Source organism: Devosia psychrophila, assembly GCF_000971275.1.
Taxonomy (GTDB): domain Bacteria; phylum Pseudomonadota; class Alphaproteobacteria; order Rhizobiales; family Devosiaceae; genus Devosia; species Devosia psychrophila.
Map to the genome: position 1 here is coordinate 1 of NZ_LAPV01000023.1, position 26,232 is coordinate 26,232.

Annotated in this window: 28 protein-coding genes and 1 pseudogene; 13 read left to right on the forward strand and 16 right to left on the reverse strand. The window is 62.1% G+C overall.

Annotated features, from left to right (window positions below):
• Positions 1 to 294 precede the first annotated feature (294 nt).
• The gene (locus WH91_RS02575) at positions 295 to 3,042 is read left to right on the forward strand and encodes a DNA translocase FtsK (RefSeq protein WP_082101955.1); all 2,748 of its coding nucleotides are present in this window, start codon (positions 295 to 297) and stop codon (positions 3,040 to 3,042) included.
• A gap of 201 nt (positions 3,043 to 3,243) precedes the next feature.
• On the opposite strand, the gene WH91_RS02580 is transcribed toward WH91_RS02575, so the two are convergent.
• Positions 3,244 to 3,558 carry a hypothetical protein gene (locus WH91_RS02580; RefSeq protein ID WP_046169461.1) on the reverse strand — a complete coding sequence of 105 codons (315 nt, stop codon included), beginning with the start codon at positions 3,556 to 3,558 and terminating at the stop codon, positions 3,244 to 3,246.
• Positions 3,559 to 3,689: 131 nt separating this feature from the next.
• Between WH91_RS02580 and WH91_RS02585 the strand changes: the two genes are divergently transcribed.
• On the forward strand, positions 3,690 to 4,313 hold the full coding sequence (locus WH91_RS02585) for a LolA family protein (protein ID WP_046169462.1): 624 nt from the start codon (positions 3,690 to 3,692) through the stop codon (positions 4,311 to 4,313).
• 144 nt (positions 4,314 to 4,457) lie between these two features.
• Here WH91_RS02585 and WH91_RS02590 read toward each other — a convergent pair whose 3' ends face one another.
• Positions 4,458 to 5,270, reverse strand: a complete 813-nt coding sequence (locus WH91_RS02590; protein WP_046169463.1) for an undecaprenyl-diphosphate phosphatase — start codon at positions 5,268 to 5,270, stop codon at positions 4,458 to 4,460.
• 116 nt (positions 5,271 to 5,386) lie between these two features.
• On the opposite strand from WH91_RS02590, the gene WH91_RS02595 reads away from it, so the two are divergent.
• The 4 genes from WH91_RS02595 to WH91_RS02610 are packed head-to-tail and all read left to right on the forward strand — an operon-like array spanning position 5,387 to position 8,772.
• Entirely contained in the window at positions 5,387 to 6,064 is a 678-nt protein-coding gene (locus WH91_RS02595; protein ID WP_046169464.1) for a glutathione S-transferase family protein, read from the forward strand.
• 49 nt (positions 6,065 to 6,113) lie between these two features.
• Positions 6,114 to 7,250 carry a tRNA epoxyqueuosine(34) reductase QueG gene (queG, locus tag WH91_RS02600; protein WP_046169465.1) on the forward strand — a complete coding sequence of 379 codons (1,137 nt, stop codon included), beginning with the start codon at positions 6,114 to 6,116 and terminating at the stop codon, positions 7,248 to 7,250.
• Complete coding sequence (locus WH91_RS02605) at positions 7,250 to 8,119, forward strand: SDR family oxidoreductase (RefSeq protein ID WP_046169518.1); 870 nt, start codon at positions 7,250 to 7,252, stop codon at positions 8,117 to 8,119. Before queG ends, WH91_RS02605 begins: the two co-directional genes overlap by 1 nt.
• Entirely contained in the window at positions 8,116 to 8,772 is a 657-nt protein-coding gene (locus WH91_RS02610) for a GNAT family N-acetyltransferase (RefSeq protein ID WP_046169466.1), read from the forward strand. The genes WH91_RS02605 and WH91_RS02610 overlap by 4 nt, the downstream gene beginning before the upstream one ends.
• Here WH91_RS02610 and WH91_RS02615 read toward each other — a convergent pair.
• Complete coding sequence (locus WH91_RS02615) at positions 8,769 to 9,542, reverse strand: alpha/beta hydrolase (RefSeq protein WP_046169467.1); 774 nt, start codon at positions 9,540 to 9,542, stop codon at positions 8,769 to 8,771. The genes WH91_RS02610 and WH91_RS02615 overlap by 4 nt on opposite strands.
• Before the next feature lie 179 nt (positions 9,543 to 9,721).
• On the opposite strand from WH91_RS02615, the gene infC reads away from it, so the two are divergent.
• Entirely contained in the window at positions 9,722 to 10,258 is a 537-nt protein-coding gene (gene infC / locus WH91_RS02620) for a translation initiation factor IF-3 (RefSeq protein WP_171910582.1), read from the forward strand.
• A 194-nt stretch (positions 10,259 to 10,452) separates the two neighbouring features.
• Here the strand turns inward: infC and WH91_RS02625 are convergent, their stop codons facing one another.
• Both WH91_RS02625 and WH91_RS23020 read right to left on the reverse strand, forming a co-directional pair.
• Positions 10,453 to 11,148: a hypothetical protein gene (locus tag WH91_RS02625; protein WP_046169469.1), complete on the reverse strand. Its 696-nt coding sequence runs from the start codon at positions 11,146 to 11,148 to the stop codon at positions 10,453 to 10,455.
• A 136-nt stretch (positions 11,149 to 11,284) separates the two neighbouring features.
• Positions 11,285 to 11,461 (reverse strand): annotated as a pseudogene (locus WH91_RS23020) (PfkB family carbohydrate kinase); the annotation flags it as partial.
• 98 nt (positions 11,462 to 11,559) lie between these two features.
• On the opposite strand from WH91_RS23020, the gene WH91_RS24020 reads away from it, so the two are divergent.
• Positions 11,560 to 11,793 carry a hypothetical protein gene (locus tag WH91_RS24020; RefSeq protein WP_074797626.1) on the forward strand — a complete coding sequence of 78 codons (234 nt, stop codon included), beginning with the start codon at positions 11,560 to 11,562 and terminating at the stop codon, positions 11,791 to 11,793.
• 15 nt (positions 11,794 to 11,808) lie between these two features.
• Here the strand turns inward: WH91_RS24020 and WH91_RS02630 are convergent, their stop codons facing one another.
• From WH91_RS02630 to irrA, 5 genes are all read right to left on the reverse strand, one after another.
• Positions 11,809 to 12,705, reverse strand: a complete 897-nt coding sequence (locus WH91_RS02630; protein ID WP_046169470.1) for a ribokinase — start codon at positions 12,703 to 12,705, stop codon at positions 11,809 to 11,811.
• Positions 12,702 to 13,241, reverse strand: coding sequence for a DUF1697 domain-containing protein (locus WH91_RS22340; RefSeq protein ID WP_052952544.1), 540 nt, complete (start codon positions 13,239 to 13,241; stop codon positions 12,702 to 12,704). Before WH91_RS22340 ends, WH91_RS02630 begins: the two co-directional genes overlap by 4 nt.
• Positions 13,241 to 13,840, reverse strand: a complete 600-nt coding sequence (locus tag WH91_RS02640; RefSeq protein ID WP_046169471.1) for a YdeI/OmpD-associated family protein — start codon at positions 13,838 to 13,840, stop codon at positions 13,241 to 13,243. Before WH91_RS02640 ends, WH91_RS22340 begins: the two co-directional genes overlap by 1 nt.
• Before the next feature lie 2 nt (positions 13,841 to 13,842).
• Positions 13,843 to 14,679, reverse strand: a complete 837-nt coding sequence (locus WH91_RS02645; protein ID WP_046169472.1) for an arylamine N-acetyltransferase family protein — start codon at positions 14,677 to 14,679, stop codon at positions 13,843 to 13,845.
• 133 nt (positions 14,680 to 14,812) lie between these two features.
• A complete protein-coding gene (gene irrA / locus WH91_RS02650) occupies positions 14,813 to 15,259 on the reverse strand; it encodes an iron response transcriptional regulator IrrA (RefSeq protein ID WP_046169473.1) in 447 nt (148 codons plus the stop codon).
• A gap of 182 nt (positions 15,260 to 15,441) precedes the next feature.
• Between irrA and fabA the strand changes: the two genes are divergently transcribed.
• Complete coding sequence (gene fabA, locus WH91_RS02655) at positions 15,442 to 15,972, forward strand: 3-hydroxyacyl-[acyl-carrier-protein] dehydratase FabA (protein ID WP_046169474.1); 531 nt, start codon at positions 15,442 to 15,444, stop codon at positions 15,970 to 15,972.
• Between the two features lie 85 nt (positions 15,973 to 16,057).
• Positions 16,058 to 17,284, forward strand: a complete 1,227-nt coding sequence (gene fabB / locus WH91_RS02660) for a beta-ketoacyl-ACP synthase I (RefSeq protein ID WP_046169475.1) — start codon at positions 16,058 to 16,060, stop codon at positions 17,282 to 17,284.
• Between the two features lie 226 nt (positions 17,285 to 17,510).
• On the opposite strand, the gene WH91_RS02665 is transcribed toward fabB, so the two are convergent.
• The 6 genes from WH91_RS02665 to ubiE are packed head-to-tail and all read right to left on the reverse strand — an operon-like array spanning position 17,511 to position 22,388.
• Positions 17,511 to 18,227 carry a HesA/MoeB/ThiF family protein gene (locus WH91_RS02665; RefSeq protein ID WP_046169476.1) on the reverse strand — a complete coding sequence of 239 codons (717 nt, stop codon included), beginning with the start codon at positions 18,225 to 18,227 and terminating at the stop codon, positions 17,511 to 17,513.
• Positions 18,217 to 18,879, reverse strand: coding sequence for a DUF2259 domain-containing protein (locus WH91_RS02670; protein ID WP_046169477.1), 663 nt, complete (start codon positions 18,877 to 18,879; stop codon positions 18,217 to 18,219). The genes WH91_RS02665 and WH91_RS02670 overlap by 11 nt, the downstream gene beginning before the upstream one ends.
• A gap of 34 nt (positions 18,880 to 18,913) precedes the next feature.
• Positions 18,914 to 19,366 (reverse strand): dUTP diphosphatase, encoded by a 453-nt coding sequence (dut, locus tag WH91_RS02675; RefSeq protein ID WP_046169478.1) that lies wholly within the window; start codon positions 19,364 to 19,366, stop codon positions 18,914 to 18,916.
• Positions 19,363 to 20,079 carry a hypothetical protein gene (locus WH91_RS02680; RefSeq protein ID WP_046169479.1) on the reverse strand — a complete coding sequence of 239 codons (717 nt, stop codon included), beginning with the start codon at positions 20,077 to 20,079 and terminating at the stop codon, positions 19,363 to 19,365. Before WH91_RS02680 ends, dut begins: the two co-directional genes overlap by 4 nt.
• Positions 20,076 to 21,620, reverse strand: coding sequence for a 2-polyprenylphenol 6-hydroxylase (ubiB, locus tag WH91_RS02685; RefSeq protein WP_046169480.1), 1,545 nt, complete (start codon positions 21,618 to 21,620; stop codon positions 20,076 to 20,078). Before ubiB ends, WH91_RS02680 begins: the two co-directional genes overlap by 4 nt.
• 3 nt (positions 21,621 to 21,623) lie before the next feature.
• Entirely contained in the window at positions 21,624 to 22,388 is a 765-nt protein-coding gene (ubiE, locus tag WH91_RS02690; RefSeq protein WP_046169520.1) for a bifunctional demethylmenaquinone methyltransferase/2-methoxy-6-polyprenyl-1,4-benzoquinol methylase UbiE, read from the reverse strand.
• A gap of 87 nt (positions 22,389 to 22,475) precedes the next feature.
• Here ubiE and mutM point away from each other — a divergent pair, with 87 nt between their 5' ends.
• From mutM to dnaA, 3 genes are all read left to right on the forward strand, one after another.
• Complete coding sequence (mutM, locus tag WH91_RS02695) at positions 22,476 to 23,363, forward strand: bifunctional DNA-formamidopyrimidine glycosylase/DNA-(apurinic or apyrimidinic site) lyase (protein ID WP_046169481.1); 888 nt, start codon at positions 22,476 to 22,478, stop codon at positions 23,361 to 23,363.
• Positions 23,364 to 23,514: 151 nt separating this feature from the next.
• Positions 23,515 to 23,781, forward strand: coding sequence for a 30S ribosomal protein S20 (gene rpsT, locus WH91_RS02700; RefSeq protein ID WP_046169482.1), 267 nt, complete (start codon positions 23,515 to 23,517; stop codon positions 23,779 to 23,781).
• Positions 23,782 to 24,683: 902 nt separating this feature from the next.
• Positions 24,684 to 26,138 (forward strand): chromosomal replication initiator protein DnaA, encoded by a 1,455-nt coding sequence (gene dnaA, locus WH91_RS02705; protein WP_046169483.1) that lies wholly within the window; start codon positions 24,684 to 24,686, stop codon positions 26,136 to 26,138.
• Positions 26,139 to 26,232: the final 94 nt, after the last annotated feature.

Sequence of the window (26,232 nt, forward strand, 5' to 3'; positions counted from 1 at the left end):
CTCAGGGACGAGCTCGCTTGGCTCTAAGGGGACACACGCTATCTGACCCGGAGCATCGCAAAACACGATGCCCCAAGGCCGATCATCGTCAATCACAGCCTCAAAGCAAACATACAATGGGGAGGGAATGAGGGTGGGGTGATGGGAGCCGCAAAGGCTAGGTGATGATACGATCAAGGGTGAGGGTGAGCGCGGTGGCTCTCCGATTGCCATGGTTAGCCTTGGGTTAACCCGATCTCGGTAGCATGCAGGCAATGTGGGCCCGGTCTCATCCGGGCAGTATTGAGTTCGCCCATGCCCAGTTCTCCCTCGCCAGTGCTTGATGAAATCCGCTCCGTGCCGCAGCGTAGCGCGCGCAGCAGTGCGACCAAGGCGCTGCCCGCCCCGCCGCCGGCCTTGGCGATTCGAATTCCGGTGCGTATTGCGGGCCTCGTGCTGCTGGGCCTCGTGGCTGTCTGCCTCGTGGCCCTGGCATCCTGGTCGGTCGATGACCCGAGCTTTTCCTATGCAACAGCCAAGGCGCCGGCCAATTGGTTGGGCTTTCCCGGCGCAGTGATCGCCGACACCCTGTTTCAAACCTTTGGCCTGTCGGCCTTGGCGCTGCTGGTGCCGCCCGCGCTGTGGGGCTGGGCCTTCATGCGGCGCCGCATGCCGACCCACCTGGGCATGCGCCTGCTTGGCTGGATTGCCTCGACCCTGCTGGTTGCGGGCGTGCTGTCGTTTGTTGTGATGCCAGCAAGCTGGCCACTGCCTACGGGTCTGGGCGGCCTGATCGGAAATGGCTTCACCGGCCTCGCAACCCTCGTTACCGGTGACCGGCCGCAGGCGGTGACCGCGGTGCTGTTTGCCATCATCATCGCCGTTCCGGCACTCGCCACCTTCTGGATCGCCATGGGTCTCGGCCAGTCCGTCCCGACCGGTCCCAAGATCAAGGCTGCCGCTGCTGCAGCCGGCCGCAAGGGCGTCTCTGCCCCCGCCGATGACGACGAGCCCGAAACCAACCCAATTTTCGACGTTGCCCTCGGCGCCATGGTGCATATGGGCTATTCGATGCGCACCGCCTTTCGTCGCGCCCGCGCCAGCCATGCCGAACGCCGCGCCGCCGATGAGGCCACCTGGCGCGACGATGTCGAACCGAGCCTGGATGGTCCTGCATCCGGCAACGAACGTTGCGAGCCGGCGATTGCCCCCAGTACCCGCCGCATCCACGCGCCGGTCGAGCCATCGTTCGACGCCCGGCCCGGCCATGGCGACGAGGCCGAAATCTCGCCGCGCATCAATGCACGGCCGAGCTATGACGATACCGAAGTTGAATACCCCGACGAGGTCGAGGACGAAGTCCCCTTCGTGCCCGACCTGCCGGCTGCACCCGCCGTGGTCAATCACCAGCAGCGCGGCGATTCGCGCTTCCACCCTGTCGATCCGGCCAAGCCCCGCGTCACCGCCCCCGCACCACGCCCGGCCCAGGGCCAGCGCGTACAGCGCGAAGCGCAAAGCTCGTTCTTCAGCGAACCTGGCGGCTTCGAGCTGCCGCCGCTTAGCCTTCTCTCCGAACCCAAGCATAACGGTCCGTCGCCAGAGCACGCGCCTGAGCGCCTCGAGGCCATGGCGCGCCAGCTCGAAGGCGTGCTGGAAGACTTCGGCGTCAAGGGCGACATCATCAATGTCCGTCCCGGCCCGGTGGTCACACTGTTCGAACTGGAGCCGGCGCCCGGCATCAAATCCTCGCGCGTTATCTCGCTGGCCGACGATATCGCCCGCTCGATGTCAGCCATTTCCGCCCGCGTCGCCGTGGTGCCGGGCCGCAATGCCATTGGCATCGAATTGCCCAACCACAATCGCGAAACCGTGTACTTCCGCGAAATGCTGGCCAGCTCCGATTTCGAGAAGATGAAGGGCAAGCTCCCGATTTGCCTCGGCAAGACTATCGGCGGCGAACCTGTCATCGCCGATCTCGCGCGCATGCCGCATCTGCTGATCGCCGGCACCACCGGCTCGGGCAAGTCGGTGGGTATCAATACCTTCATCCTGTCGCTGCTGTTCCAGATGACCCCGGCGCAGTGCCGCATGATCATGATCGATCCAAAAATGCTCGAGTTGAGCATCTATGACGGCATTCCCCATCTGCTGACGCCGGTCGTGACCGACCCGCAGAAGGCCGTCGTGGCGCTCAAATGGGCCGTGCGCGAGATGGAAGACCGCTATCGCAAGATGAGCAAGATCGGCGTCCGCAACATCGACGGCTTCAACCAGCGCGTTACCGAATCCAAGGCCAAGGGCGAGGTCATCACCCGCACCGTGCAGACCGGCTTCGACCGCGAAACCGGCGAGGCGATCTTTGAGAGCGAGCAGTTCGATCTTGAGCCATTGCCCTATATCGTGGTTATCGTCGACGAAATGGCCGACCTGATGATGGTCGCCGGCAAGGACATCGAAGGCGCCGTACAGCGCCTCGCCCAGATGGCGCGCGCCGCCGGCATCCACATCATCACCGCGACGCAGCGTCCGTCGGTCGACGTCATCACCGGCACCATCAAGGCCAACTTCCCGACGCGTATCTCGTTCATGGTGACCTCCAAGATCGATTCGCGGACCATTCTGGGCGAACAGGGCGCCGAGCAGCTGCTGGGCAACGGCGACATGCTCTACATGGCCTCGGGTGGCCGCGCCAAGCGCCTGCACGGCCCGTTCGTGGCCGACAGTGAAGTCGAAGCTGTGGTGGCCCATCTCAAGGGCCAGGGCTCGCCGGATTACCTCGATTCGATCACCGAGGAAGACGATGAAGGCGGCGAAGCGGGTGGCGACAGCGCAGCAGGCGGCGACGAATACGCCGGTTCGGGCGATGAGCTTTACGACAAGGCCGTCCACATCGTGCTCACCGACAAGAAGGCTTCGACCTCCTACGTGCAGCGCCGCCTCGCCATCGGCTACAACAAGGCCGCCACCCTGATCGAACGCATGGAACGCGAAGGCGTCATCAGCCAGGCCAACCACGCCGGCAAGCGCGAGATATTGGTCGGCAATAATTCCGAGGGTTATTGAGGCTGTTGGATATGAAATGAAAAAGCCCCGGCCTTAGCGCTGGGGCTTTTTTCTGAGTCCGGTGCGTCCATCCCCACCTAGCCTCCCCTTGCAGAAGGGGAGGGACCGATCGGGTTCGGGGCACTATCTGCGACAATCAACGGCCAGATTCCTCCCCCTTTTCAGGGGGAGGCTAGGTGGGGCTATCCTTGCTTTCTGCTCTCACTCCGCCCCCTCACAAACCGGCTCACCCAACACCAGCTTGAACTCACGCGGCCCAGCCCAGCCGGCCTCACGCTCGTTTGGCAAATCCTCGATCATCACGTCCAGCATGCAGTCTCCGCCCCGGACGATGTAGTGATCGACCCCGTTGAGCTCCACGACCTCGATGCCGCCAAAGCCGAAGGCGTCGATGACGCCCTCATTACCGATGATTGCCAGCAGCTCCGCCTGCCGCTGGTATTGCGGCGGCAGGGCCGCGAGAACTGTGCTGCTGCCCGCAAGGGTCAAGCCGATTGCTGCGATCAGGGTCCGCATTTTATTCCTCCACTTTGTCCCATGTGAGCACGCCTGCGTGTGCGTCGCCAAGTACCGCTACGGAACCACCTGTTGCCGCAATTGCTTTCTAGGCTAGCTTTAACACCGACACCTATCCGGGGACCTTGTCCATGATTCGACGCGACGCACTCCTGCTCGGCCTGTCCGCCGCCTTCGCCCTGAGCGCTCCAGCCTGGGCGCTGGACCGGGCGCTGACGCCCGAGGAGCAGCAGTTGATCGCCGATATTGGCACGCATAACTCGGCTATTCGCACCATGGTCGGCCGCTTCCTGCAGATCGATACCAATGGCGGTCGGCAGGAGGGGACGTTCTTCCTTGAGCGCCCCGACAAGATCGCGTTCCGCTATGCGCCACCCAGCCGCGAGGAAATCGTCTCCATCGGCCGCGGTTTTTATGTGCTCAACCGTCGCGACGAGACTTATTATGCCTACCCGCAGGACTCGATCCCCCTACGCCAATTCCTCGGCGACACGATCGACCTGCTCAACGCCAATGTGGTCGATGTGACCAGCTCGGATGGCTATATTTCCATCACCGTCATCGACGAGACGGTGGCCGGCACGGTGCAGGTGTCGCTGATCTTCGATACCGACACCAAGGAACTGGCGCAGTGGAGCCTGGTCGAGCCCAGCGGCGCCGAGCTCACATTCTCGCTCTATGATGTAGAAAAAGGCCAGCAGATCCCGCGCAGCTTTTTCTCCATCCCCGCCAACTACAAAGCGCGCGAGCAGTAGGGCTTTATCTCTTCGGGACGGCCGTAACGCCGGCGGAGGGCCAGTAAACTCGCCACGCCCACCGCGCTTCTCCCTCGGGTCAAGCCCGAGGGAAAAAAGTGGCTTTGGCCGCCCAATGCCGAAGGCATTGGTGGTTCAGGCCGCCTACTGCCCGAAGGCGTAGATCGCGACCAGACCCGCAATTCCCACGGCGATGCGCCAGTAGGCAAACGGCGCGAAACCGTATTTGCTGACGAAGCCCAGCAAATACCGCACCACCAGCGCCCCGACCACGAAGGCCGCGGCGAAGCCGATGGCAACATTGAGCGCAATCGATGCGTCGATCAGGTCGCGGCTCTTGTAAAGGTCATAACCGAAAGCCCCGATCATGATCGGCAGGGCGATAAAGAAGGTGAACTCCGCCGCGGCGCGCTTGGAGGCGCCAAACAGCATGCCGCCCACCACGGTCGAACCCGAGCGCGACACGCCGGGCACAAGGCTCAACATCTGGAACAGACCGATGATTAGCGCCACATGCCATGGCAGTTGATAGATATCGTCATACTTGGGCTTGAGCGGTAGCCGATCGACGATCAGCAGGATGACGCCACCGATCAGCAGCGTCCAGCAGATCAGCGATGCCGATTCCCACAGGTCGCCCTGGATGAAATCGCGCAGCAGCACGCCCGCGATAACGGCGGGAAAACACGCCAGGATCACCGACAGCGCGAACTGCCAGGCATAGGCCTTGCCGGTCAGCGCATCGCGGATCAGCATCCCCAGCTTGGCGAAATACACCGTGATGACGGCGAGGATTGCCCCGAGCTGGATCAGCACGATGAAGGTGGTCGGCTGGGTCAAACCGAAGAAATGACCTGCCAGCAGCAGGTGGCCGGTGGAGCTGACGGGTAGGAATTCAGTAAGCCCTTCGAGAATTCCAAGGATCAGCGGCACAAAAAGACCTTGATCGGCGTTCATTTGATCCCCTAATTCAGTCCAATAGGCCCATAATAATGCGGCAAGCTTCTAGCGCTGTTTGGCGGTAGCGCCAACAGCTGTGCCGCAACGGTCCTCAAAAAGAGACGAGCGTCAAAATGCCGAGCCTCATCCATCATCCGTTAGACCCGTCTTCGCGCCTGATCCGATTGATGTGCGCCGAATATGGCGTCCCCCTGGATATGGAAGAAATCAAGCCGTGGCTGCGCGATGCGCAACTGCTCGAAATCAATCCAGCCGCCACGCTGCCGATCCTGATCGGCGAAGGCGACCAGCCCATTGTCGGCATTCTCGCGGCTATCCACACGGTCGAAGATCTCTATACGCCGAGTGTTGTCGCCGGACTGATCCCGCCCGACCCCGGCCCGCGCGCCGAAATGTGGCGGCTGATCGAATGGGTCATCGTCAAGCTCAACGACGAAGTCACGCGCTACGTGCTGGAAGAAAAAATCGTCAAGCGTGACCAGAAGGGCGCCACGCCCGATCCCGCCGTGTTGCGCGTGGCCAAGGCCAATCTCAACGAGCACATGCTGTATTTCAACTGGCTCTTCGCCACCCGTGCCTGGCTGGGCGGCGATGCGTTGACGCTGGCCGATTTCGCTCTGGCGGCCCACCTATCGACGCTCGACTATCTCGGCGACATCGACTGGGGCAAGGCTGGCGAAACCCGCGACTGGTACTCCCGCATCAAATCCCGCCCCGCCTTCCGCACGCTGCTCAACGACCGCGTCGTCTCCATGCCACCGCAAAAGGGCTATGCGGATCTCGATTTTTGAGGACGTTCTCCAGCTGCCTCACATACTGATCTGTAGGGTGGAAGTACCCGTGGCCAGCTCTGGCATTGCCAACACCGACAAGCTCGTCGCCGAACTGCGTACCCGCGCCACGGCGCTGGGCTTTGACAGCTTTGGTATTGCCCCGGCCGACGCGCGGCCGGACCTGCCCGAGAAGCTCAACGCAGCGCTGGCGGCGGGGTGGCATGGCGATATGGCGTGGATGGAAGAGACCGCCGAGCGGCGTGGCAGTCCCAATGGGATGTGGCCAGAGGCGCGGTCGGTTATCCTGCTCGGGATCAACTACGGGCCGGAAAGTGATCCGTTGGCGATCCTCGGGGAGCGCTCGCTGGGCACGATTTCAGTCTACGCGCGAAATCGCGATTATCACGAGATCATCAAGGGCAAGCTCAAGGATATGGCGAGCCTGCTGGCGCGGCGTTCCGGCGCAGAGGTCAAGGTTTTCGTCGATACAGCGCCCTTAATGGAAAAGCCACTGGCGGAAGCCGCAGGGCTGGGCTGGCAGGGCAAGCATTCGGTACTGGTCAGCCGCGAGTTTGGATCGTGGCTGTTCCTCGGTGCCATTCTGACCTCGGCGGAACTCCCTGCCGATAGCCCGCACCAGGAAAGCTGCGGCACCTGTACGCGCTGCCTCGATATTTGCCCGACCAACGCCTTCCCGGCGCCATTTCGGCTCGATGCGCGGCGGTGCCTGGCTTACCTCACCGTCGAGCATAAAGGCCCGATTCCATTGGAGTTCCGGGCGCCGATGGGCAATCGCATCTATGGCTGCGACGATTGCCTCGCGGTGTGTCCTTGGAACAAGTTCGCTTCGATCAGCCGCGAAGCCAAGCTGCGGGCGCGGCCTGAGTTCGAGCGGCCACAGCTGGCCGATCTGGTGCAACTGGATGACGATGCGTTTCGCAGTCTGTTTGCCGGCTCGCCGATCAAGCGCATCGGTCAGGCGCGGTTCCTGCGCAACGTGCTGATCGCAATCGGTAATTCACGCGATGATACGCTGATCCCGCTGGTCGAGGCGCGGCTCGGGTCCGAAGATGCGCTGGTTCGCGGCGCTGCGGTCTGGGCATTGCGCAAGCTGGCGCCGGAGCGGGCGGAGCATCTGAGACTTGCCTATGCAGCCAAGGAAAGCGATAGCTCGGTGCTGCTGGAATGGACCGGGGATATCTGATGCGCGCCTTTTTTTTTGGGCTGGGTTATTCGTCACTCGCGGCTGCGCAAGCCATGCGAATTGGTTCACAGACTGTTAACATCTCAGGCACCGTTCGCACCGCAGACAAGGCCAAACGGTTAGCCGATGATGGCATTTCAGCGCATGTCTTCGACGGCACCGCGCCGGGCGCCACACTGGGCCCGGACCTCAGAAGCGCCAGTCATGTGGTGCTGTCTATCGCGCCCGGCGAAGACGGCGATCCGGCGCTGGTTCATCATCGTGCCGATCTCGATGCGGCCGAAAACCTCGAGTGGCTCTGCTATTATTCCACAGTCGGCGTCTATGGGGATTTCGGTGGCGCCTGGATCGATGAGTCGGCGCCCCTGGTGCCGCGCAATGACCGCTCGGACCGCCGCGTGCTGGCCGAACAGGCCTGGCGCGACTACGCAGCCGAGCGTGGCATCAAACTCGCCATTCTCCGGCTGGCCGGCATCTACGGTCCCGGCCGCTCGACCTTCGACAAGCTGGCCGACGGCTCAGCGCGGCGAGTGATCAAGCCGGGCCAGGTGTTCAATCGCATCCATGTCGAGGACATCGCCCGCATCACCATGCTCGCCGCCGAGGCGCGACTGGACGGCACTTTCAACATGGCCGATGACGAGCCGGCCCCGCCGCAGGATCTGGTGACCTATGCCACAGGGCTGATGGGGATCGAGCCGCCGCCAGAGATCGCTTTCGAGGATGCGCAGTTTACCCCGATGCAGCGCAGTTTTTATGCCGACAACAAGCGCGTCTCCAATGCGGCTATCAAGACCGCGCTGGGTGTCGAACTGCTGCATCCAAATTATCGTGAAAGCCTGACCGCCATCTGGGAGATCATGAAGTGAGCGCGCCAATCCCCGCCAAGTCCGCGCCCGAGCGCATCGTGCTGGAAGGCCGCTATGTGCGGCTGGAGCCGCTTGCTGCCAATCATGCGGCCGACATTTTCGAAATTTCCAGCATGCCGGGCGGCGCCGAGCGCTATCGCTGGCTGTTCAGCACCGCGCCCGAAACCCTGGCCGAGGTCGAAGCGCGCATCGCCGACACCACCTGGGGCGAGAACCGCTACGTCGCGGTGGTCGATCAGGCCAGCGGCAAGGTGGTGGGCCAGCAGGGCTGGATGCGCATCCGCCCCGAACATGGCTCGATCGAAATCGGCGGGGTCTATTGGGGCCTGCCGATGGCCCGCACGCCGCTGGCCACCGAAGCCCTGTATCTGTTTGCCCGCCACGCTTTCGACGACCTCGGCTATCGGCGCTTCGAGTGGAAATGCAACGACCGCAACGAGCCGTCCAAAGCCGCCGCCACGCGCTTCGGCTTTCAATATGAGGGCCTGTTCCGCCAGGACATGATCCTCAAGGGCGAAAGCCGCGACACCGCCTGGTTCTCGATGATCGACAAGGACTGGCCGGCCTTACGGGCGGAATATGAGCGCTGGTTGAGCCCGGATAATTTCGGACCGGACGGGATGCAGAGGACCAAGCTGGTGACGCGGGGCTAGCCCACCAGCCTGATCACCGCGTCCTTCAACCGCGCCAGGTCCTCGTCGCGGCTGAGCCGATGGTCGCCATCGGGGATCAGCGTCAGCGTCACCGCGTCATGCAGCATATGGGTCACCAGCTTGATCGCATGCGCCTGCGGCACGTCCACATCCTTGCCGCCTTGCAGGATGGTCACCGGGCAGCCGGTCTCGATAACGCCGCCAAACAACAGGTGCTGCTTGCCGTCTTCGATCAGCGCGCGGGTGATGCGATAGGGCGTATCGGAATATTCGCTGGGCTGGTCGACATAGCCATTGTTCTGCAGGCTGTCGTGCTCTTGCGGGGTAAACCCCGGCAGCATCAGCTCATGCGTCATGTCCGGAGCAGGCGCGATCAGCACCATGCCATGGGCGGGCGTGCCCTTGGCGAGCAGGCGCCGCGCCAGCAGCAGCGCGATCCAGCCGCCCATCGAGGAGCCGATGATGATCTGCGGACCGGAGGTCAGCGCAAACACCGCCTCGGCCTCTTCGAGCCAGCGGCTGATCGTGCCATGGTTGAAGTCGCCGCCGGAAACCCCGTGGCCGGAATAATCGAAGCGCGTGACCATGAGCCCGCGCTCGGCCCCCAGCGCGTCGAGCGCCATGGCCTTGCTGCCCATCATGTCCGAGCGAAAGCCGCCCAGCCAGAACAGGCCGGGTGCCTTGCCGGCGCGGCGTTCGACGGCGATTTCGCGGTTTTGGCCCCCCTCGCCGACAGTGATGCGGACGGCGGCTTTCTGTGTTATGGTCATGTTCTGCTTCCCAAGGCGCATACGTTGCGTTAGTCACGCCGCAGGAGATTGTCGATCGCGGCGCTTCAATGGCGCAAACTGCCCGATTTATGGCCGTTTGCCTGTTGACTTATCGTCCGCGTAACACGATTTTACGGCTGAATTCACCACTTGGCTAAATTACACAAGGATCCTTTGCCATTCGTCGTCCAATGAGACCAGTCGCGCCCCAGAAAGATGGGCCGCTCTCGAACGAAGATATCACCAGCGCCGATGTTCAGCTCATCGACGCTGAAGGCGAGAACCGCGGTATCGTGAACACCCGCGCCGCAATGACCGAAGCGCAGGAACAGGGGCTCGACCTCGTCCTGATCTCTCCCAACGCTGTGCCGCCAGTCGCCAAGATGCTCGACCTCGGCCGCTTCAAGTATGCCGCGCAGAAAAAAGCTGCCGAGGCCCGCAAGAAGCAGAAGGTGATCGAGGTCAAGGAAGTCCAGCTGCGTCCCAATATCGACACGCATGACTACGAGACCAAGATGAAGGCCGTCGAACGCTTTCTCGAGGATGGCGACCGCGTCAAGGTCACCATGCGCTTCCGTGGTCGCGAAATGGCCCACCAGGAACTCGGCATGCTGCTGCTCGTCAAGGTCAAGGACCAGTTCGAGCCCGTAGCCAAAGTCGAAAGCCAGCCCCGCTCCGAAGGCCGCCAAATGGTCATGGTCTTGGCGCCCAAGTAAGGCGACGGTGGTTTTGAGAATTTTGAAGAGGCCCGCACAATGCGGGCCTTTTTGTTTGTGGTAATGGGTAGGGCCGCTTGCGTCCCCTTCGGACTATTTAAGCAGAGATTAAGCGGGGCCAGACTTTGCGAGACTTGGCCGCGAAGATGTCACTGCTGTGTGGCGGGGCTGCGGTCGGGTGGCCATGGCAGAAGCTATTCTGGCTGCGGAGGTTTAACCGGGTGTTCGTGAGTTTCGGGGCCAGCGTCCCCCAGTGCGTCGTCTGGGGCTGCCCACCATGGAGCCGTTGCGGCAAGGTCCGCCTTGGGTACACGATGCCACAGGAAGCCATCGGACTGAATTCGCTCATCAGGCATAAAGCCTCCCAAGCGCACGGTTTCTTCAAGGTAATCTTTCAACCATTGTGATGCTTCATCTGCCACGTCTAACGCTAACCTTCCGTCATAGAGGCCACCTTTGAGCCGGAGTTCCCGCTCTGCCATCATGCTTGAGAAGAGGGTAGGAAGGTCTTTTCCGTCGTTGTCAGGATCAGCGATAGCCTCCGCATAGGCGGAGAATTGATACTCTTTGAGAATGTTATGTCTCTCGCGGTCGATGAACTGCCAAAAAATCGGATACGATGATTTGTGCTCTCCTAATAGGCGGAATCGCGCTTTTAAACTGTCACGAAGTTCGGTGGAGAAGCATCTTTTGGCGTCCACCAACATCACATGAACAGAAGATTTCATGATTGCGCAGATGCCGGCCCACTGCACACGCCAGTCGGTGTAAGAGATTTTTTGGCCACGGAGGGTTTGTATGGCTCGGTCGGCATCTTCCCAAGCACGGTAGCAGCTGAGATAATACTTCACCTCGATTGTGAAGTTTCGCGTTCCGTTCGGGAGCACCATTTTTCTCCGGCTAATACCAGAGCGCAATGTTCGCTTTATTTGTCTGCTACGCAATAACGCGAACAACCCTGTACACATGCACCTCAGAATTTCCTACTTCAGTGGACTGTCCATAATCAACCAACGCGATGATGCGCTAAGCCGGCGTCGCCGCTTCGACCTCGGCCGCCATTGGAATGGCCGGCTGCGCCCCCGGCTTGAGGCAGGCCAGACTTGCCGCCACTGCAGCGCGCTGCATTGCGGCTTCGAGCTCCAGTCCCGCATCCAGCCCGGCGGCGAGGTAGCCGCAAAATGTATCGCCGGCGCCGAGCGTGGTTTTGAGAATTAGAAAAGGCCCGCACGATGCGGACCTTTTTGTTTTATGGAGCCAGCTGCACTTGTTTGCGTTGTTTTAAAAACAGCGAGGTTGAAATGAGCGCGTCCGAAGAGAATTTTACCGGTAAGTGGCTTCACACCGGCGACTGGCAGGGAAAAGATTTTAGCCACGAACTGCCTACTTATGACCACGACGAACATCCCGGAGGTTCTGGCGCGACCAAAATGCGCCACGCGACGGTCGATCAAGAGGGTCGCAAGGTCGGACTTTGGGTGCCTGCCGACTGGACAGACGAACAAGTTCAAACTGCGCTAACCACCAATTGGTGACGTCCTAGATACGCACTAGCCCCGCATCGCCGCTTCAACCTCATCCGCCATCGGAATCGCCGGCTGCGCGCCCGGCTTGAGGCACGCCAGACTTGCGGCCACCGCGGCGCGCTGCATTGCGGCTTCGAGCTCCAGCCCCGCATCCAGTCCCGCAGCCAAATAGCCGCAAAATGTGTCGCCGGCGCCGACGGTGTCGATGGGGGTGACTTTGAGGGCGGGAACCGAGATGGTCTTGCCGTCGGCGGTGGCGGCCCGGGCGCCGTCGCCGCCGAGGGTCACGATGACGGTCTGGTCATGCGCCTTGGCCCAGTCGGCCATGGCGGCGTCGAGTTCGTCGATGCCGCGACCTGTAAGAAGGGCGAATTCGGTTTCGTTGGCGATCAGGATATCTGCCTTGGGGGCGAGCGCTTTGGTGGTGTCGAGGAACGGCGCGGTGTTGAGAATGGCGGTGATGCCGTTCTGCCTGGCGAGGTCCAGCGCCCGCTCGGTTGCCGCCTGCGGGATTTCCTGCTGCAGCAGCAGGATGCCGCCATTGACCTGGGCCAGCGCGGCGTCCGCATCGGCGGCGGTCATCGTGCCATTGGCGCCGGGCAGTACGGCGATGACATTCTCGCCATGGCCATCGACGAAAATCATCGCAATGCCGGTCGGGCCGTCGACATGCTTGAGGGCGGACAGATCGACGCCGTCCTTTTCCAGCAGGTCCAGCGCCAGCGCGGCAAAGGCATCCTTGCCCACGGCCGACACATGGCGCACCTCGGCTCCGGCGCGACGCGCGGCCAGCGCCTGATTGGCGCCCTTGCCACCGGCCGCCATCGAAAACGTGCCGCCGGCAACGGTTTCGCCGGGCTTGGGCAGGCGACTAACAGTGCCGACCTGATCGAGATTGGTGGAGCCGAAAACCGTGATCATGCCAGCATCTTCTCTATGGTGTTCCAGTTGCGCGCCGTGTCGAGCACGCCCTTGCCCAGTCTGGCATAAAGCGGTTTCAGCACGTCATCGACGCCTTCCGTATAGCGTCCGTTCGGTTGGCGATAGCCGACGAAATAGATCTCGCGCGGATCGATGCGCAGGATTTCGGTGTGACCGGGCAGCCCATCCAGCGCAGTGCCGTCCGGCAGGGGCGTGTCAAACATCAGCACATGCCGGGTGAAATCGGCCGTGGGATCGAGGCTGTCGAAGGGATGCGTGTCGAGCATGCTGGCAAGTTCGGCCTCGGAGCGCAGCACCACGCCGACCTCGAACCCAAACCGCGCCTCGATCAGCTTTTCGAGTTTGCTCTTGATCGCCTCTGCCGTGCCCTCGGCGACGAAACGCACATTGCCGCTGGCCAGCATGGTCTTTGTTTCGGCAAAGCCCGCTTCTGCCATGGCGTCACGCAGTTCGGCCATCTTGACCTGGCGCTTGCCGAGGTTGATACCGCGCAGGAATGCGAACCACAGTGCCATCAGGCTTTCCCCTTGCCCTGCGGATAGATCGTCTCGCCACGCTCCAGCATATCGACGAAGCCTACAATTTTGCGGGCGCGGGCGGCCGGGGTCTTGAGGTTTATGGTCCGGAAAATCAGCGCGAAGCGGTTTTGTGCGCTCAGCGTCCGATAAAACTCAATGGCCTTCGGACTGGCTTCGATAGCCGCCAGCAAGTCCTCGGGCGGGTCCATGGTCGTGCCATAGCTCGCCTCCCAGCGGCCGTCCGCCTTGGCCAGATCGACATGGCGCAGCCCGTGGCCGGTCATGTTGCCCTCCTCGACGAGGCGGGCCACATTGTCCTTGTTGATCTGGCTCCACAGGCTCTTCTTGCCGCGATGGGTATAGCGCTGGACGAAGCTTTCTTCGTCCCATGACTTGCGGATGGCGTCTATCCAGCCCCAGCACAGCACAACGTCGATGGCTTCAACCGGCGTGATAGTGGCCTTGCCGCTGGCCTTCTTGAAGATGCGGATCCACACCTCGTCGGCCGTGTCGTGATTGACCTTGAGCCAGTCGTAGAACGCCTGCCGGGTGGCAAATTCCATCACCTTGTCGGGGTCGACCACGACGGGCGCCACGATCAGGCGTCCGGCGCTGGGGGCGCAGTGTCGATCACCCGCTGCAGCGCGGGATCGAGCAAGTCGAGCGCCAATGGCAGGGTGATGCGAAACACCTCCACCAGCATCGCTTTGAGCGCATCGACATCCCCGGCATAGCGCCGTTCGGGCTCTTCGCCCGGTCGATAGATGCTGAGCCGGTTGCCCGACAGCCGGCTGCGCACATCGCCTTCGGCCCGTGCCGCATGCAACTGCCCGCGGTTGAAATATTCGGCCTCGACGGCGCTATTGAGGGCCGCAATATCGCTTTCGCTCTGCTCGACCAAATCGAACTGGAACACGCCGCGCCAGTCGTCGTCGACTTTCACCTCGAGCCGCCAGCCCTCGGCGGTCTTGCTCAGGCGGTACAGTTCCTTGCCCACCTGTTGCTCGACGCCGTCGCGCAGCCTGAGAGGGGCGGTGAGCATGAACCTGCTGGAGCCGACGTCGCACAGGTAACTGCCGCCGGCGATATCGACCAACAGCACCATATGGCTGATGATCGGCGCGCCGCCTTCGGGATGGCCCCACAGCATGCGGGCGGCATGGGCGCGGACCGTGAAATCGAGGTCGCGCAACACGTTCATCAGCAGCGTATTATGCTCGAAGCAATAACCGCCACGCCCCTTGTGCAGCAGCTTTTGCTCAAGGCTCGCCTGATCGAGCAGCACCGGCCGGCCCATCAGCGGGTCAATATTTTCAAAGGGGATCGCTGCGGGGTGCAGCGCATGGATCGCTTCGAGAGTCGCCAAGGTCGGGGCGATCGATCCGGCAAAGCCGATTCGCTCGAAATACGCGTTCAGATTGACCTTTTGGCTCATTGGCCACCCTTGCGGCTGTTTATAGACGACCTGCAATATGGGTTATCGGACCGCCCATGTCACCGGCACCCCGAGCGATTTCGCTGCGCGCGGGGGCTGGACAAAGGCTTGGTGGCACATAGTGCCAGCAATCTTACCCCTGCGCCTTGCGGACGCGGATGACGACGTCGACGTGGCTGACCTTCATGCCCTTGGGGGCGTCGGGCAGGGCGGCGAATTCGACGGAGGAGGCCGGGATGTCGATCATCCGTTGCTCGTCTTCGACGTAGAAGTGATGGTGGTCCGAGGTGTCGGTATCGAAATACGAGCGCGAGGCATCGACGGCCACTTCGCGCAGCAGGCCCGCTTGATGGAACTGGTGCAGCGTATTGTAGATAGTAGCCAGCGACACGCCGACCTTGGCATCGGTGGCCTCGCCATGCAGTTGCTCGGCGCTGACGTGGCGGTGCGGTCCGCCGAACAGCAACTCGGCCAAAGCGACGCGCTGACGGGTCGGGCGGAGATTGGCCATGCGCAGGACTGCGGTGAGGCAAGGCTTGTGCGAAGGCAGCGAACGGGCGGTTTGGATACGATCGGTCATTGAGTCCTGGAGACGGAAGGGCCGCAATTGTTGGCTTCCTTATAACTATCGCATAAATTTCACACAAGCGGCACCCGCGCCGCAGGCCCGTCTTTGCCCACAAAGGCCAATAGCGCCTGACTTGACCCTCATTGTGTGCGCCTGTACGAGACCAGACATAAGGTTAACCGGGGTTATCGAGCATGGCCGAGCGGCAAAACGCATTTGGGTATGAAGAACTGCTGGCCCATGGCCGTGGCGAATTGCCGGGCCAGGGCGACGCCCGCCTGCCGGCACCCCCGATGCTGATGTTTGATCGCATCACCACGATTTCCGAGACCGGCGGCGCTCACGGCAAGGGCGAAGTCCGCGCCGAGCTCGACGTCAATCCGGACCTCTGGTTCTTCAAGTGCCACTTCATCGGCGACCCGGTAATGCCAGGCTGCCTCGGCCTCGACGCCGTCTGGCAGATGACCGGCTTTTTCCTGAGCTGGATCGGCCAGCCCGGCCGTGGTCGCGCGCTCGGCGGTGAAATCAAGTTCACCGGCCAGGTGACCACCGACGTCAAGCTGGTGGAATACGGCATCGACCTCAAGCGCGTGATGAGGGGTCGCCTGACCCTCGGTATCGCCGATGGCTGGGTCAAGGCTGACGGCAAGGTGATCTACGAAGCCGCCAATCTGCGCGTCGGCCTGTTTACCGATGCACAAATGAGTGAGCAGAAGAGTGCCTGATCGGCCATAATCCGGTCCGATCCGAACCATAAAGAGGCGCCGCTGCAAAGCGCCCGTAAGAGACTTGAGAAGGAGCGAGGCCACGATGAGACGAGTTGTCGTCACCGGCATGGGTATCATTTCCTCGATCGGCAATTCGCTGGACGAGGTCACCGCGAGCCTGCGCGCCGCCAAGCCCGGCATCATCGCCGCACCCGATTACGCCGAGCTGGGGTTCCGCAGCCAGGTCAAGGGCGACCCGATCCTCGATCCGTTTGAAATCCTCGACCGCCGCGTCACCCGCTTCATGGGCAAAGGCGCGGCCTGGAACTACCTCGCCATGCAGCAGGCTATCGCAGATGCGGGCCTCGAGCAGAGGGACATTTCAAACCCGATGACCGGCATCGTCATGGGCTCGGGCGGCGCGTCTACCCGCACCATCGTCGAAGCGGCGGACATTACCCGCAGGAACAACAGCCCCAAGCGTATCGGGCCGCTGGCCGTGCCCAAAGCCATGGGTTCGACTGCCTCGGCGACGCTGGCCACGCCCTTTGGCATCAAGGGCATCAATTACACCATCACCGCCGCCTGCGCGACCTCCAAGCATTGCATCGGCAATGCCATGGAGCAGATCATCATGGGTAAGCAGGACATTGTGTTCGCGGGTGGCCACGAAGACCTCGACTGGACCCTGAGCGACCTGTTCGACGCCATGGGCGCCATGAGTTCGGACTTCAACGACACGCCATCCAAGGCCAGCCGATGCTATGACGCAGCGCGCGACGGCTTCGTCATTTCAGGCGGCGCCGGCGTGCTGGTGCTGGAAGAATACGAACACGCCAAGGCACGCGGCGCCAAAATCTGGGCCGAACTGGTTGGCTATGGCGCGACCTCCGATGGCCTCGACATGGTCGCGCCTTCGGGTGAAGGCGCCGAGCGCTGCATGCGCATGGCACTGAAAAACGTCAGGCAGAAGGTCGACTACATCAACCCGCATGCCACCTCGACGCCGGTGGGCGACCTGCGCGAAATCGAAGCGATCCGCGCGCTGTTCGGCAACGAGGACAATTGCCCGCCCATCTCCGCCACCAAATCCTTGACCGGCCACAGCCAGGGCGCCACCGGCGTGCATGAATCGATCTATTCGATCCTGATGATGAAGCACCGCTTCATCGCCGAAAGCGCCAATATCGAAGTGCTCGACCCGGCCTTCGAAGACATGAACATCCTCCGCCAGCGGCGGGATGATGTTGATCTGGGCGTGGTGCTGAGCAATTCCTTCGGTTTCGGCGGCACCAATGCGGCACTGGTGTTCAAGCATCCGGATGCCTAGGGCTAGTTAGCTCCTGTCTGTCCCGGCGCTTATTCTGCCCACCATTGTAACCCCATCCACGATGCCATCCCGGCCTTGAGCCGGGACCCATCCTGAGATGTGGGTTCATACCCGATCGACCTTGCGGCAGTTGCGTGATCTCGGGATGGGCCCCGGCTCAAGGCCGGGGTGACACGGTGGGTGTGGGGGCGATGTGCCGAACCCCAACTTCCAAAACTGCCCGCCTCTAATACTCAAACTCGCTGAACCGGCCGCCCTTGCCGTCGTACGTCAGCACCCGTCCTACAAGCGGCTCGCCGATCCCCGTAATCAGCTTGACCGCTTCCATGGCCATCAACGTGCCGATGACCCCGGTCAGTGGGCCCAAAATGCCGGTGGCTTCGCAGCTGGGTAGATCGGCATCGTCAGCCTCGGCCGGATAGAGATCGTCAAAACAAGTGCCGCCGGGGGCGAATACGGTAACCTGTCCGTCGAACATCGAGACCGCGCCGGAGACGAGTGGCAGGTTGAGGGCTTCGGCGGCGGCTGCCACGAGACGTCTGGTAAGCAAATTGTCGGTGCCATCGAGCACCAGGTCATATCCCGACACTATCGCGGTCACATTGCCTGCATCGAGCCGCTCGCCATGCACCACCACATTTATATGCGGGTTGAGCGCCCGCGCAAACTGCCCAGCGCTCTCGGCCTTGTTGGCGCCGATCTGCGTATGGATTACCTGCCGATGCAGGTTGCTCACCGACACCGCGTCATGATCCACGATGCCCAGCGTACCGACGCCCGCCCCCGCCAGATAGGCCACGACCGGGCTGCCCAATCCCCCCGCTCCAACTACCAGCACCCGCGCCCGCTTCAGCGCCTGCTGGCCCGCGCCGCCCATGCCCTTGAGGGTCAGGTGGCGAGCGTAGCGCCGGGTTTCTTCGGGGGAGAGTGGATCAGAGCCCAAGCGGCACCGCGATGAAGCGCCGGTCCGGCCCCTCGAAGCCGCCGGGATAAACCGAAATCAGGGCCACGGCATGCTCACTAGACTGCGCCATGAACGGCAGCGCCACGCCATACAGTCGATAGGCGGTGGGGCAGCCGCGCGAGCGGGGCAGGGCGCCGTCGCGATGTATCACCCGCTCATTGTCGCCGTCTGTGAGGGACAGTTCATAGCCCAGCGGGTCGATGGAAAACCACTCGCCGCAGGGCGCCAGAGCCGTGGTGACAAATGTGGAAAGACGCAGTTCGGAATTACCGTTGACGGCTCCCGGATCATATCCGGGCGCGCCGAAACGGAGGCTCGTCGCATCACTGTCCGGCACGCCTTCGCCCACCATGGCAACCATTTCGGCTGGCACATCGATGCCGAATTCCTCGATCGACTGGGTGGCATCGACCAGCACGGCGGCGCGGATCTGCTGCAGCGTCCGGCTGTCGTCCCCACCCACCAGCTGAAACGGGGTGCCGACCACCCAGGAATCGGTACTGAGGTCGATGATGTAGATTGAGGAATAGGGAAATCCCGAGCCATCCTGGATGCCAAATTCCTCGAAGGCAAAATAGCGCGCATCTTCGGAATAGCCGATCACCTCGAGCAAAGCCCGATCGCCGGCCATGGCAGGAAAAACTCCGGCCAGTAGAGCAAAAAAACTAACGACCAGTCGAACCATGCCCGCCCTCACCCCGTGTCGTCTCGTCCAACGCGTGGACCTCGACCAACGTCACCGCGCTGACCGGCGCGATAACCATCTGCGCGATGCGCTCGCCCCGGCGCACCGGGAAGCTCTGTTTGCCATGGTTGATCAACAGAACCATGACTTCACCGCGATAATCGGCATCCACCGTGCCCGGACTGTTGAGGACCGTGACGCCATGCTTGGCCGCCAGCCCGGACCGTGGCCGCACTTGCGCCTCGTAGCCCTCGGGCAGGGCAAGAGCGAGCCCGGTCGGGATCTTGGCGTAATCGCCGGGCAAAATCTCGATCACCTCATCCGGCCCCAGCGCCGCCGCCAGGTCCAGTCCGGCGGCACCCGCGCTCTGCTGGCGCGGCAGCGGCAGGCCGATACCGTGCGGTAGCCAGCGCAGCTGAACGGAGACAGTCATGGCGCCCGCACCACGGCGTAGAGTTCGGCGGGTAGGTCAGCCTTGCCGGAGATCAGCTCGAGGATAGGGATGTCCCGGCTTGCCGACTTTGCGTCTTTGGCCACGGTCATGTTGCTCTCGGTGACCTCCATGCCGGAAAACCGGATGACGATCTTGCGGCCTGAAAACAGTGCCGGGATGCTCTGTTCGATCTCGGGACTGAGCGCCAGATCGGGGCGGACGGCATCGAGAAGCTGCTGCGTCGACAGGACGATGCGGACAAGGCCGTCACCTTGGGGCGTGAAGCTCAACTGCTGCTGCAGCGGACCCAGGGCGATTTCGTCGAATGCGGCCTCGCTGGCATCGATACAGCTTGCACCGCCATCGACCCGCTTGAGCAAACCGCCAGTGCTGCAGAAATTGGCTGCCAGCGCCTGATAGAAGGGTGGCAGCAGCGGTATGACGATCGTCGAAGCATCCTTGCCCGCCGCTTCGGCTTCGGACTTGGCCAAAGTGGCGTCGCCGACAGCCTTCACTTTGGCCTGCCAATCCGCCTCGCCCAACGTATCGGCGAGTGTAACTGCGGTAAAAGAGTCCGGCCGCATCTCCTGCAACAGCGTGGCCTTGGCGCTGGTGTCGCTGGTCAGCGCGACCTCCAGATTTGCATCGACACAGGCGCTGAGGCCAAGCGCCAGCAGCGCCGCCACGGCGATCTGTCCGATCGGCTTTTTCATAGCGTCAACATGCGCCACAGGGCGACCAGGAGGGTCACGCCGGCAATCGCCATCAGCGCCAGCATGGCGCCGCGCATCAGCCTGTCGCGCGGTTCCATCTTGCCGGCGTGATAATCGGCCAACGCCAGTTCGGCCTGTGCCGCGATGATCGGCAGCCGGCCGGCAGCCTCCGCGATAGTATCGAAATGCCCCTTGAGGTCCTGTAGGCGCCCCAGCGGCCCCGCTTCCTTGCGCAGCCAGTCGCCCACGACGGGCTCGGCCACGGTCCAGATGTCGAGGTTCGGATCGAGCGCCCGCGATACGCCTTCCACCAGCACCATGCTTTTTTGCAGCAGCACCAGTTCGGGCCGCGTCTGCATCGAGAACAGGTCGGTGATGGTGAACAACTGGCCCAGCACCTTGGCCATGGAAATGTCGCTGGCGGTGCGGCCGTGCAGCGGCTCGCCGATGGAGCGGATCGCCAGCGCGAAGTCGTCGACCGACTGGTCCTTGGGCACATAGCCGATCTCGAAATGACGCTCGGCCACCAGGCGATAATTGCGGGTTATGAAGCCGTAGAGGATATCGGCGAGGAAGCGCCGTTCCTTGCGATTGATCCGGCCCATGATGCCGAAATCCACCGCGATCACATCGCCAGTTCGCGGATCGGCGAACAGGTTGCCCGGATGCATGTCGGCGTGGAAGAAGCCGTCACGAATGGCGTGCTTCAAAAAGCTCTGCAACAGGTTCGAAGCCAGCGCCCTGCGATCGACCCCGGCCGCATCGAGCGCCGCATGGTCGCGGATCGGTATGCCATCGACCCAGGTGGTGGTCAGCACATTCTGCGCCACCTGGTCCCAGCTGACGCTGGGGATGACGAAGCCGGTATCGTCCTTGATATTCTCGGCCATTTCCGAAATGGCAGCAGCTTCCAGCCGCAGATCGAGCTCCAGCCGGGCCGAGCGATCCAGCGTTTCAACGATCTCGACGGGGCGCAGCCGCTTGGTGGATTTGACGAAACGTTCGGCCAGCCGGGCCACGGCGTAAAAGCTCTCGATATCGGCCATGAAACGCGCTTCGACGCCGGGCCGCAGCACCTTGACGGCCACGGTCTTGGGCAAGCCACCGGCGGGCTTCAGCCGAGCGCGATGCACCTGGGCAATCGACGCCGCAGCAATCGGCGCACTGAGCTCGGTCAGCTCCGCGGCCTTGTCGCCCAGCGCCGCCAGCAAAATCCCCGGCACCAGCGCCGGATCGAACGGCTCCATCTTGTCCTGCAGGCCTGCCAGGTCATTGGCAACCTGCGGTCCAACCACATCGGGGCGGGTCGCCAGCGTCTGGCCGAACTTCACATAGGTCGGCCCCAGCCGGTTCAGCGCCTTGTTCAGCCGCTCGACATGCCCCGTCTTGCGCACACTGGGTCGTTCGACCAGCCGGCCCAACCATATGCCAAAGCGCAGTGGCGCAAGCGCCGGCGGCAGCTCCTGCACCAGGGACAGCGCACCCTCGCGCGCCAGCACATACCCGGCCCGGATCAGGCGAAAATAGGCACCGAGGATCATGGGTTAGATCTTCCACCCGGAAAACAGCGTGGCGATGTTGCCGGTGTAGCTGGTGTGTTTCACACGGCTGAAGCCAGCCTCGGTCAGCATGCCGGAGAAGGCTGCTGGCGCCGGGAACTTGCGGATCGATTCGATGAAATACTGATACGGCTGCGCGTCGCCGGTGACGAGCCTACCCATCGGCGGGATCAGCCGGTTCGAATACATTTTATAGAAGGCATCGAGGCCCGGCACGTCGACCTGGCTGAATTCGAGCACGAGGATGCGCCCGCCGCGCTTCAACACGCGATGGGCTTCGTTCAGCGCCTTTTGCACGCGCGGCACGTTGCGAATGCCAAAGGCGATCGTATAGGCGTCGAACGAATTGTCCTCGAACGGCAGCTCTTCGGCATTGGCCTCGACAAAGCTCGCCTGCGCCGGATAGCGCCAGCTCTTGGCCCGGTCGGCGCCGACCCGCAGCATGTCGCTGTTGATGTCCGATACGACGACTTCGGCATAACCCACCGAGGCATTGATGATGCGCTCGCCGATATCGCCAGTGCCGCCCGCCATGTCGAGCACGCGAAATGGCCGCGATCCGGTCTTGGGCGGCGCCAGCTCGTTGACCATGCCATCTTTCCAGATGCGGTGAACCCCGGCGCTCATCAGGTCGTTCATCAGGTCGTAGCGGTCGGCGACATTGTGGAACACCGCATCGACCATGCCCTGCTTGTCACCCATCGCTACGGTCTGCTCGCCGAAATGAGTGGTTTCCTGCGCCTCGGTCATGGCATTGCTCGTTTCATGGATCTGTTGTCGCGCACCATAAGCAACCCAATCCGGCTTTGCCATGGCACAAAGGAGCACAGGTAAAACATGCCCGAACTGCCCGAGGTCGAAACCGTCAGGCGTGGACTTGAGCCCTGGCTGGTCGGCGCGCGCATCGACAAGGTGACGCTCAACCGCCCCAATCTGCGCTTTCCCTTTCCTGACGGCTTGGCCAAGGCCATCGAGGGCACCACGGTAGTCTCGGTCGGCCGCCGCGCCAAATACCTGCTGCTCCTGCTCGACAACGGCAAGACAGTGCTCAGCCACCTGGGCATGACCGGTTCCTGGCGCTTTGCCGAACACGGCATCGACAAGCCGCCGCGCTATTACGAGCCAGGCGAGGAGCCCAAGCACGATCATATGGTCTGGGAGATTTCCCACCCCAAGCACGGCCACAGCCACCTGATCTACGCCGATCCGCGCCGCTTCGGATTCATCGATCTCTATGACGACATTGCCGATAGCCCGTACCTCAAAGACCTCGGCCCCGAGCCGCTGGGCAATGACTTCAACGCCGCCGAAATGGCCGAGAAGTTCACCGGCAAGAAGACCCCGATCAAGTCGGCACTTCTAGATCAGCGCGTCGTGGCGGGCCTTGGCAATATCTATGTGGCGGAAGCTTTGCACCGCAGCCATATCCTGCCCACCATACTAGCCGGCACGCTGGTTACCGCCAAGGGCAAGCCCAAGGCTGCGCTGGAAGATCTCGCCCACGCCGTGCGGCAGGTACTGATCGAGGCCATTGAGGTCGGCGGCTCCACGCTGCGCGATTTCCGCAATGCCCAGGGCGGTTCGGGCTATTTCCAGCATCGGTTTGCTGTATATGATCGGGAAGGCGAGCCGTGCCCGACGCCGCTGTGTAGCGGCACGGTTCAGCGTATCGTCCAATCGGGGCGCTCTACCTTCTTCTGCCCGGTGTGCCAGAAGAAACCCTGACCTGCGCGGGCTACAATCCAGTTGACGCTTACCCTGTCATCCCCTATAGACCGCCCAACTTGGCGGCAGTCGATGTGCCGCCGATCTCATTTTATCTCCGGACGCCTGCGACTCGTGCGCTATCGGCCGGTTGGACGCCAAGAGGACCGTTATGGCCAATACGCCTTCAGCCAAAAAGGCTACCCGCAAGATCGAAGCCCGCACCGCGGTCAACAAGTCGCGCCGTTCGCGCGTTCGCACCTTCATCCGCAAAGTTGAAGAGGCTATTGTTGCCGGTGACCACAAGGTTGCCATGGAAGCGCTGAATGCAGCCGCTCCCGAGATCAACCGTGCTTCCACCCGCGGCATCGTTCATGCCAATCTGGCAGCCCGCAAGATTTCGCGCCTCAACAGCCGCGTCAAGGCGCTGAGCGTTTGATCCATCCGTAACGGCGCCGCTAGCAGGCAGCCGCAGATATTTGAATTTGGGCTCCGCGAGGAGCCCTTTTTCTTTGTATGGTAGCGCCGCAAGGTTTTTCCGATTTGACAGTTTTGTGTCGGCTACGTGACACTGCGGACTTCCACAGTGCCAATCGGCCCGATGCGGTTTTTAGAGTGTCATCAATGCTTTGCGAGAATGTCTGACATTCCGTGCCAGAGCATGCCGCCGCGGACCGTCATAAAAAACGGGCTCTCCGGAAATAATATTTTTACCCAGCCGCAGGGCTTCATGACGCGATTCTATGTTGAGTCACAGGCCCTTGCTTCGCCAGATATTTCCTGGGGCTGCAGGGCAAAAAAGACTACCTCGGAGTCAAGCCCCCATTTTAAAGATTCCACGGTTGCGGGCCTAAAACCGACCCTCTAAAGTGATCTGGTCAGCGGCGGAAAGGACACCAGACTAGAGTGTCCTACCAAGCTGTCGGGGTCGTATTCGGGGCGTAGTTTTTTGGCTTCTCGGCAGCAGTGTTGAGGTGTTGTACCGGTAAGGGTCGTATTGGCTGCATGTTTGGCAGCCGGTTCGATCAGGGCCGTTAAGGTATAGTTCAAAGCCTTCGGCCAGCTCGGCCGGGTTCACGACAAGACTAGGTTTGATGCCGGTGGGTTGCCGCCGGAAAGGAGAAGTACGCCTGCTTGCGGCGGGCGTACCGGCGAAGCTCTGACCGGGACCAGAATGGTTTCGGGTAGATGAAACAAACTGCCGTGCGGCTTTGCGGGCCATGCGGAACTGAAGAAAATTGGGGCACAATAATGATGCGACAGGCAACCTCCGGAGGAGACGATTGGGTTCAATCCAATCCCTCTCCCTCTCTTCCGACCATCAAAGGTGAAACACCTGTCATGAGCATCTCCGACACATCCGAAGGCCAGCGCGATCTCTGGAACCGGGTGCGTGCTCGTCTCAAGGCCGGTGTCGGCGAGGATGTGTTTTCCTCCTGGTTCGCCCGCCTCGAGCTTGAAGAGCTGGTCGAGGACGTTGTGCATCTGTCTGCCCCGACGCGCTTCCTGTGCTCTTGGGTGCAGTCCAATTATTCCGACCGCATTCTCGAGGCATTCCGTCTCGACACTGAAGATGTTGCCCGCCTCCAGGTAACGCTGCGCGTCAATGGTCAGGCCCGCCCGCGCCTGAACCCCGCCGCCACCGAGTCGACTGCGATCACCGAACAATCGGCGCCCGCCGCTGCGCCCGCTCCGGTGCAATTGGCCCAGCCGCGCCTGGTGCGCGACAATTCTGCCGCCAAGGGCGACGCCCTGGCCGGTAGCGCCATCGACCCGCGCATGACCTTCGATACGTTTGTGCCGGGCGAAGCCAATGAAATGGCACTTGGTGTGGCCAAGCAGATCGCTGCCGCGGCCGCCAACAACACCGTGACCTTCAACCCGGTCTACATTCATTCCACCGTCGGGCTTGGCAAGAGCCACCTGCTCAATGCCATCGCCCATGCGGTGCAGTCGGCCGATCCGACCAAGAACATCGTCTATCTGACCGCCGACCATTTCATGTACCACTTCATTGCTGCCGTGCAGCGCCAGTCGGCGCTCGGCTTCAAGGATTGGCTGCGTCGCGTTGACCTGCTGCTGATCGACGACATGCAGTTCCTGCAGGGCAAGTCGGCCACCGAATTCGGCCATACGCTGGGCACGCTGCTCACTGGCGCCAAGCAGGTCGTGGTGGCTGGCGACGCGCCGCCGCGCGATCTCGAAATGATCGACGAGCGCATCCGCTCGCGGCTTTCCGGCGGCCTCGTGGTCCCGATCTCGGGTTTCGACCTCGAGCTGCGCCGCTCCATCGTGCAGCGCCGCGCCGATCAGGCCACCGCCCGCTTTGGCATGCATTTCCCGACGCCGGTGATCGACTATATTTCGCGCGCCGTTATCAGCCACGGCCGCGATCTCGATGGCGCCGTCAACCGTCTGGTCGCGGCAAACCAGCTGACCGGCGAATTGATCACCGTGCCTTTGGCTGAGAAAACTTTGGGCGACCTGATCCGTGCGCGCGAAGCCCGTCGCGTCCGTATCGAAGATATCCTCAAGATGGTCAGCCGCCACTATAAAGTGCCGCGCAACGAACTGCTCTCGGCGCGTCGTTCTCGGGACGTCGTCCGCCCGCGCCAGATCGCCATGTTCCTCGCCAAGGCTCTGACCTCGCGCTCGCTGCCCGAAATCGGCCGACGCTTCGGCGGCCGCGATCACACCACGGTTCTCCACTCGGTCCGCAAGGTCGAACAGATGATCAAGGACGACGTGGAACTGGCCCAGGAAATCGAGCTGCTCAAGCGTATGCTGGAGGAGTAGGGGCGGACTTGGGCTCAAGAGCCCTATCTATATCCCCAGCTCTGCCTTTGTGGCTCCCATCACCCCACTCTCATTCCCTCCCCATTCAGGGGAG

Coding starts and splice junctions, on each gene's coding strand:
- WH91_RS02575 (WP_082101955.1), top strand. CDS start 295: ATGCCCAGTTCTCCCTCGCCAGTGCTTGATGAAATCCGCTCCGTGCCG.
- WH91_RS02580 (WP_046169461.1), bottom strand. CDS start 3,558: ATGCGGACCCTGATCGCAGCAATCGGCTTGACCCTTGCGGGCAGCAGC.
- WH91_RS02585 (WP_046169462.1), top strand. CDS start 3,690: ATGATTCGACGCGACGCACTCCTGCTCGGCCTGTCCGCCGCCTTCGCC.
- WH91_RS02590 (WP_046169463.1), bottom strand. CDS start 5,270: ATGAACGCCGATCAAGGTCTTTTTGTGCCGCTGATCCTTGGAATTCTC.
- WH91_RS02595 (WP_046169464.1), top strand. CDS start 5,387: ATGCCGAGCCTCATCCATCATCCGTTAGACCCGTCTTCGCGCCTGATC.
- WH91_RS02605 (WP_046169518.1), top strand. CDS start 7,250: ATGCGCGCCTTTTTTTTTGGGCTGGGTTATTCGTCACTCGCGGCTGCG.
- WH91_RS02615 (WP_046169467.1), bottom strand. CDS start 9,542: ATGACCATAACACAGAAAGCCGCCGTCCGCATCACTGTCGGCGAGGGG.
- WH91_RS02625 (WP_046169469.1), bottom strand. CDS start 11,148: ATGGTGCTCCCGAACGGAACGCGAAACTTCACAATCGAGGTGAAGTAT.
- WH91_RS24020 (WP_074797626.1), top strand. CDS start 11,560: ATGAGCGCGTCCGAAGAGAATTTTACCGGTAAGTGGCTTCACACCGGC.
- WH91_RS02630 (WP_046169470.1), bottom strand. CDS start 12,705: ATGATCACGGTTTTCGGCTCCACCAATCTCGATCAGGTCGGCACTGTT.
- WH91_RS22340 (WP_052952544.1), bottom strand. CDS start 13,241: ATGGCACTGTGGTTCGCATTCCTGCGCGGTATCAACCTCGGCAAGCGC.
- WH91_RS02645 (WP_046169472.1), bottom strand. CDS start 14,679: ATGAGCCAAAAGGTCAATCTGAACGCGTATTTCGAGCGAATCGGCTTT.
- irrA (WP_046169473.1), bottom strand. CDS start 15,259: ATGACCGATCGTATCCAAACCGCCCGTTCGCTGCCTTCGCACAAGCCT.
- fabA (WP_046169474.1), top strand. CDS start 15,442: ATGGCCGAGCGGCAAAACGCATTTGGGTATGAAGAACTGCTGGCCCAT.
- fabB (WP_046169475.1), top strand. CDS start 16,058: ATGAGACGAGTTGTCGTCACCGGCATGGGTATCATTTCCTCGATCGGC.
- WH91_RS02670 (WP_046169477.1), bottom strand. CDS start 18,879: ATGGCCGGCGATCGGGCTTTGCTCGAGGTGATCGGCTATTCCGAAGAT.
- dut (WP_046169478.1), bottom strand. CDS start 19,366: ATGACTGTCTCCGTTCAGCTGCGCTGGCTACCGCACGGTATCGGCCTG.
- WH91_RS02680 (WP_046169479.1), bottom strand. CDS start 20,079: ATGAAAAAGCCGATCGGACAGATCGCCGTGGCGGCGCTGCTGGCGCTT.
- ubiB (WP_046169480.1), bottom strand. CDS start 21,620: ATGATCCTCGGTGCCTATTTTCGCCTGATCCGGGCCGGGTATGTGCTG.
- ubiE (WP_046169520.1), bottom strand. CDS start 22,388: ATGACCGAGGCGCAGGAAACCACTCATTTCGGCGAGCAGACCGTAGCG.
- mutM (WP_046169481.1), top strand. CDS start 22,476: ATGCCCGAACTGCCCGAGGTCGAAACCGTCAGGCGTGGACTTGAGCCC.
- rpsT (WP_046169482.1), top strand. CDS start 23,515: ATGGCCAATACGCCTTCAGCCAAAAAGGCTACCCGCAAGATCGAAGCC.
- dnaA (WP_046169483.1), top strand. CDS start 24,684: ATGAGCATCTCCGACACATCCGAAGGCCAGCGCGATCTCTGGAACCGG.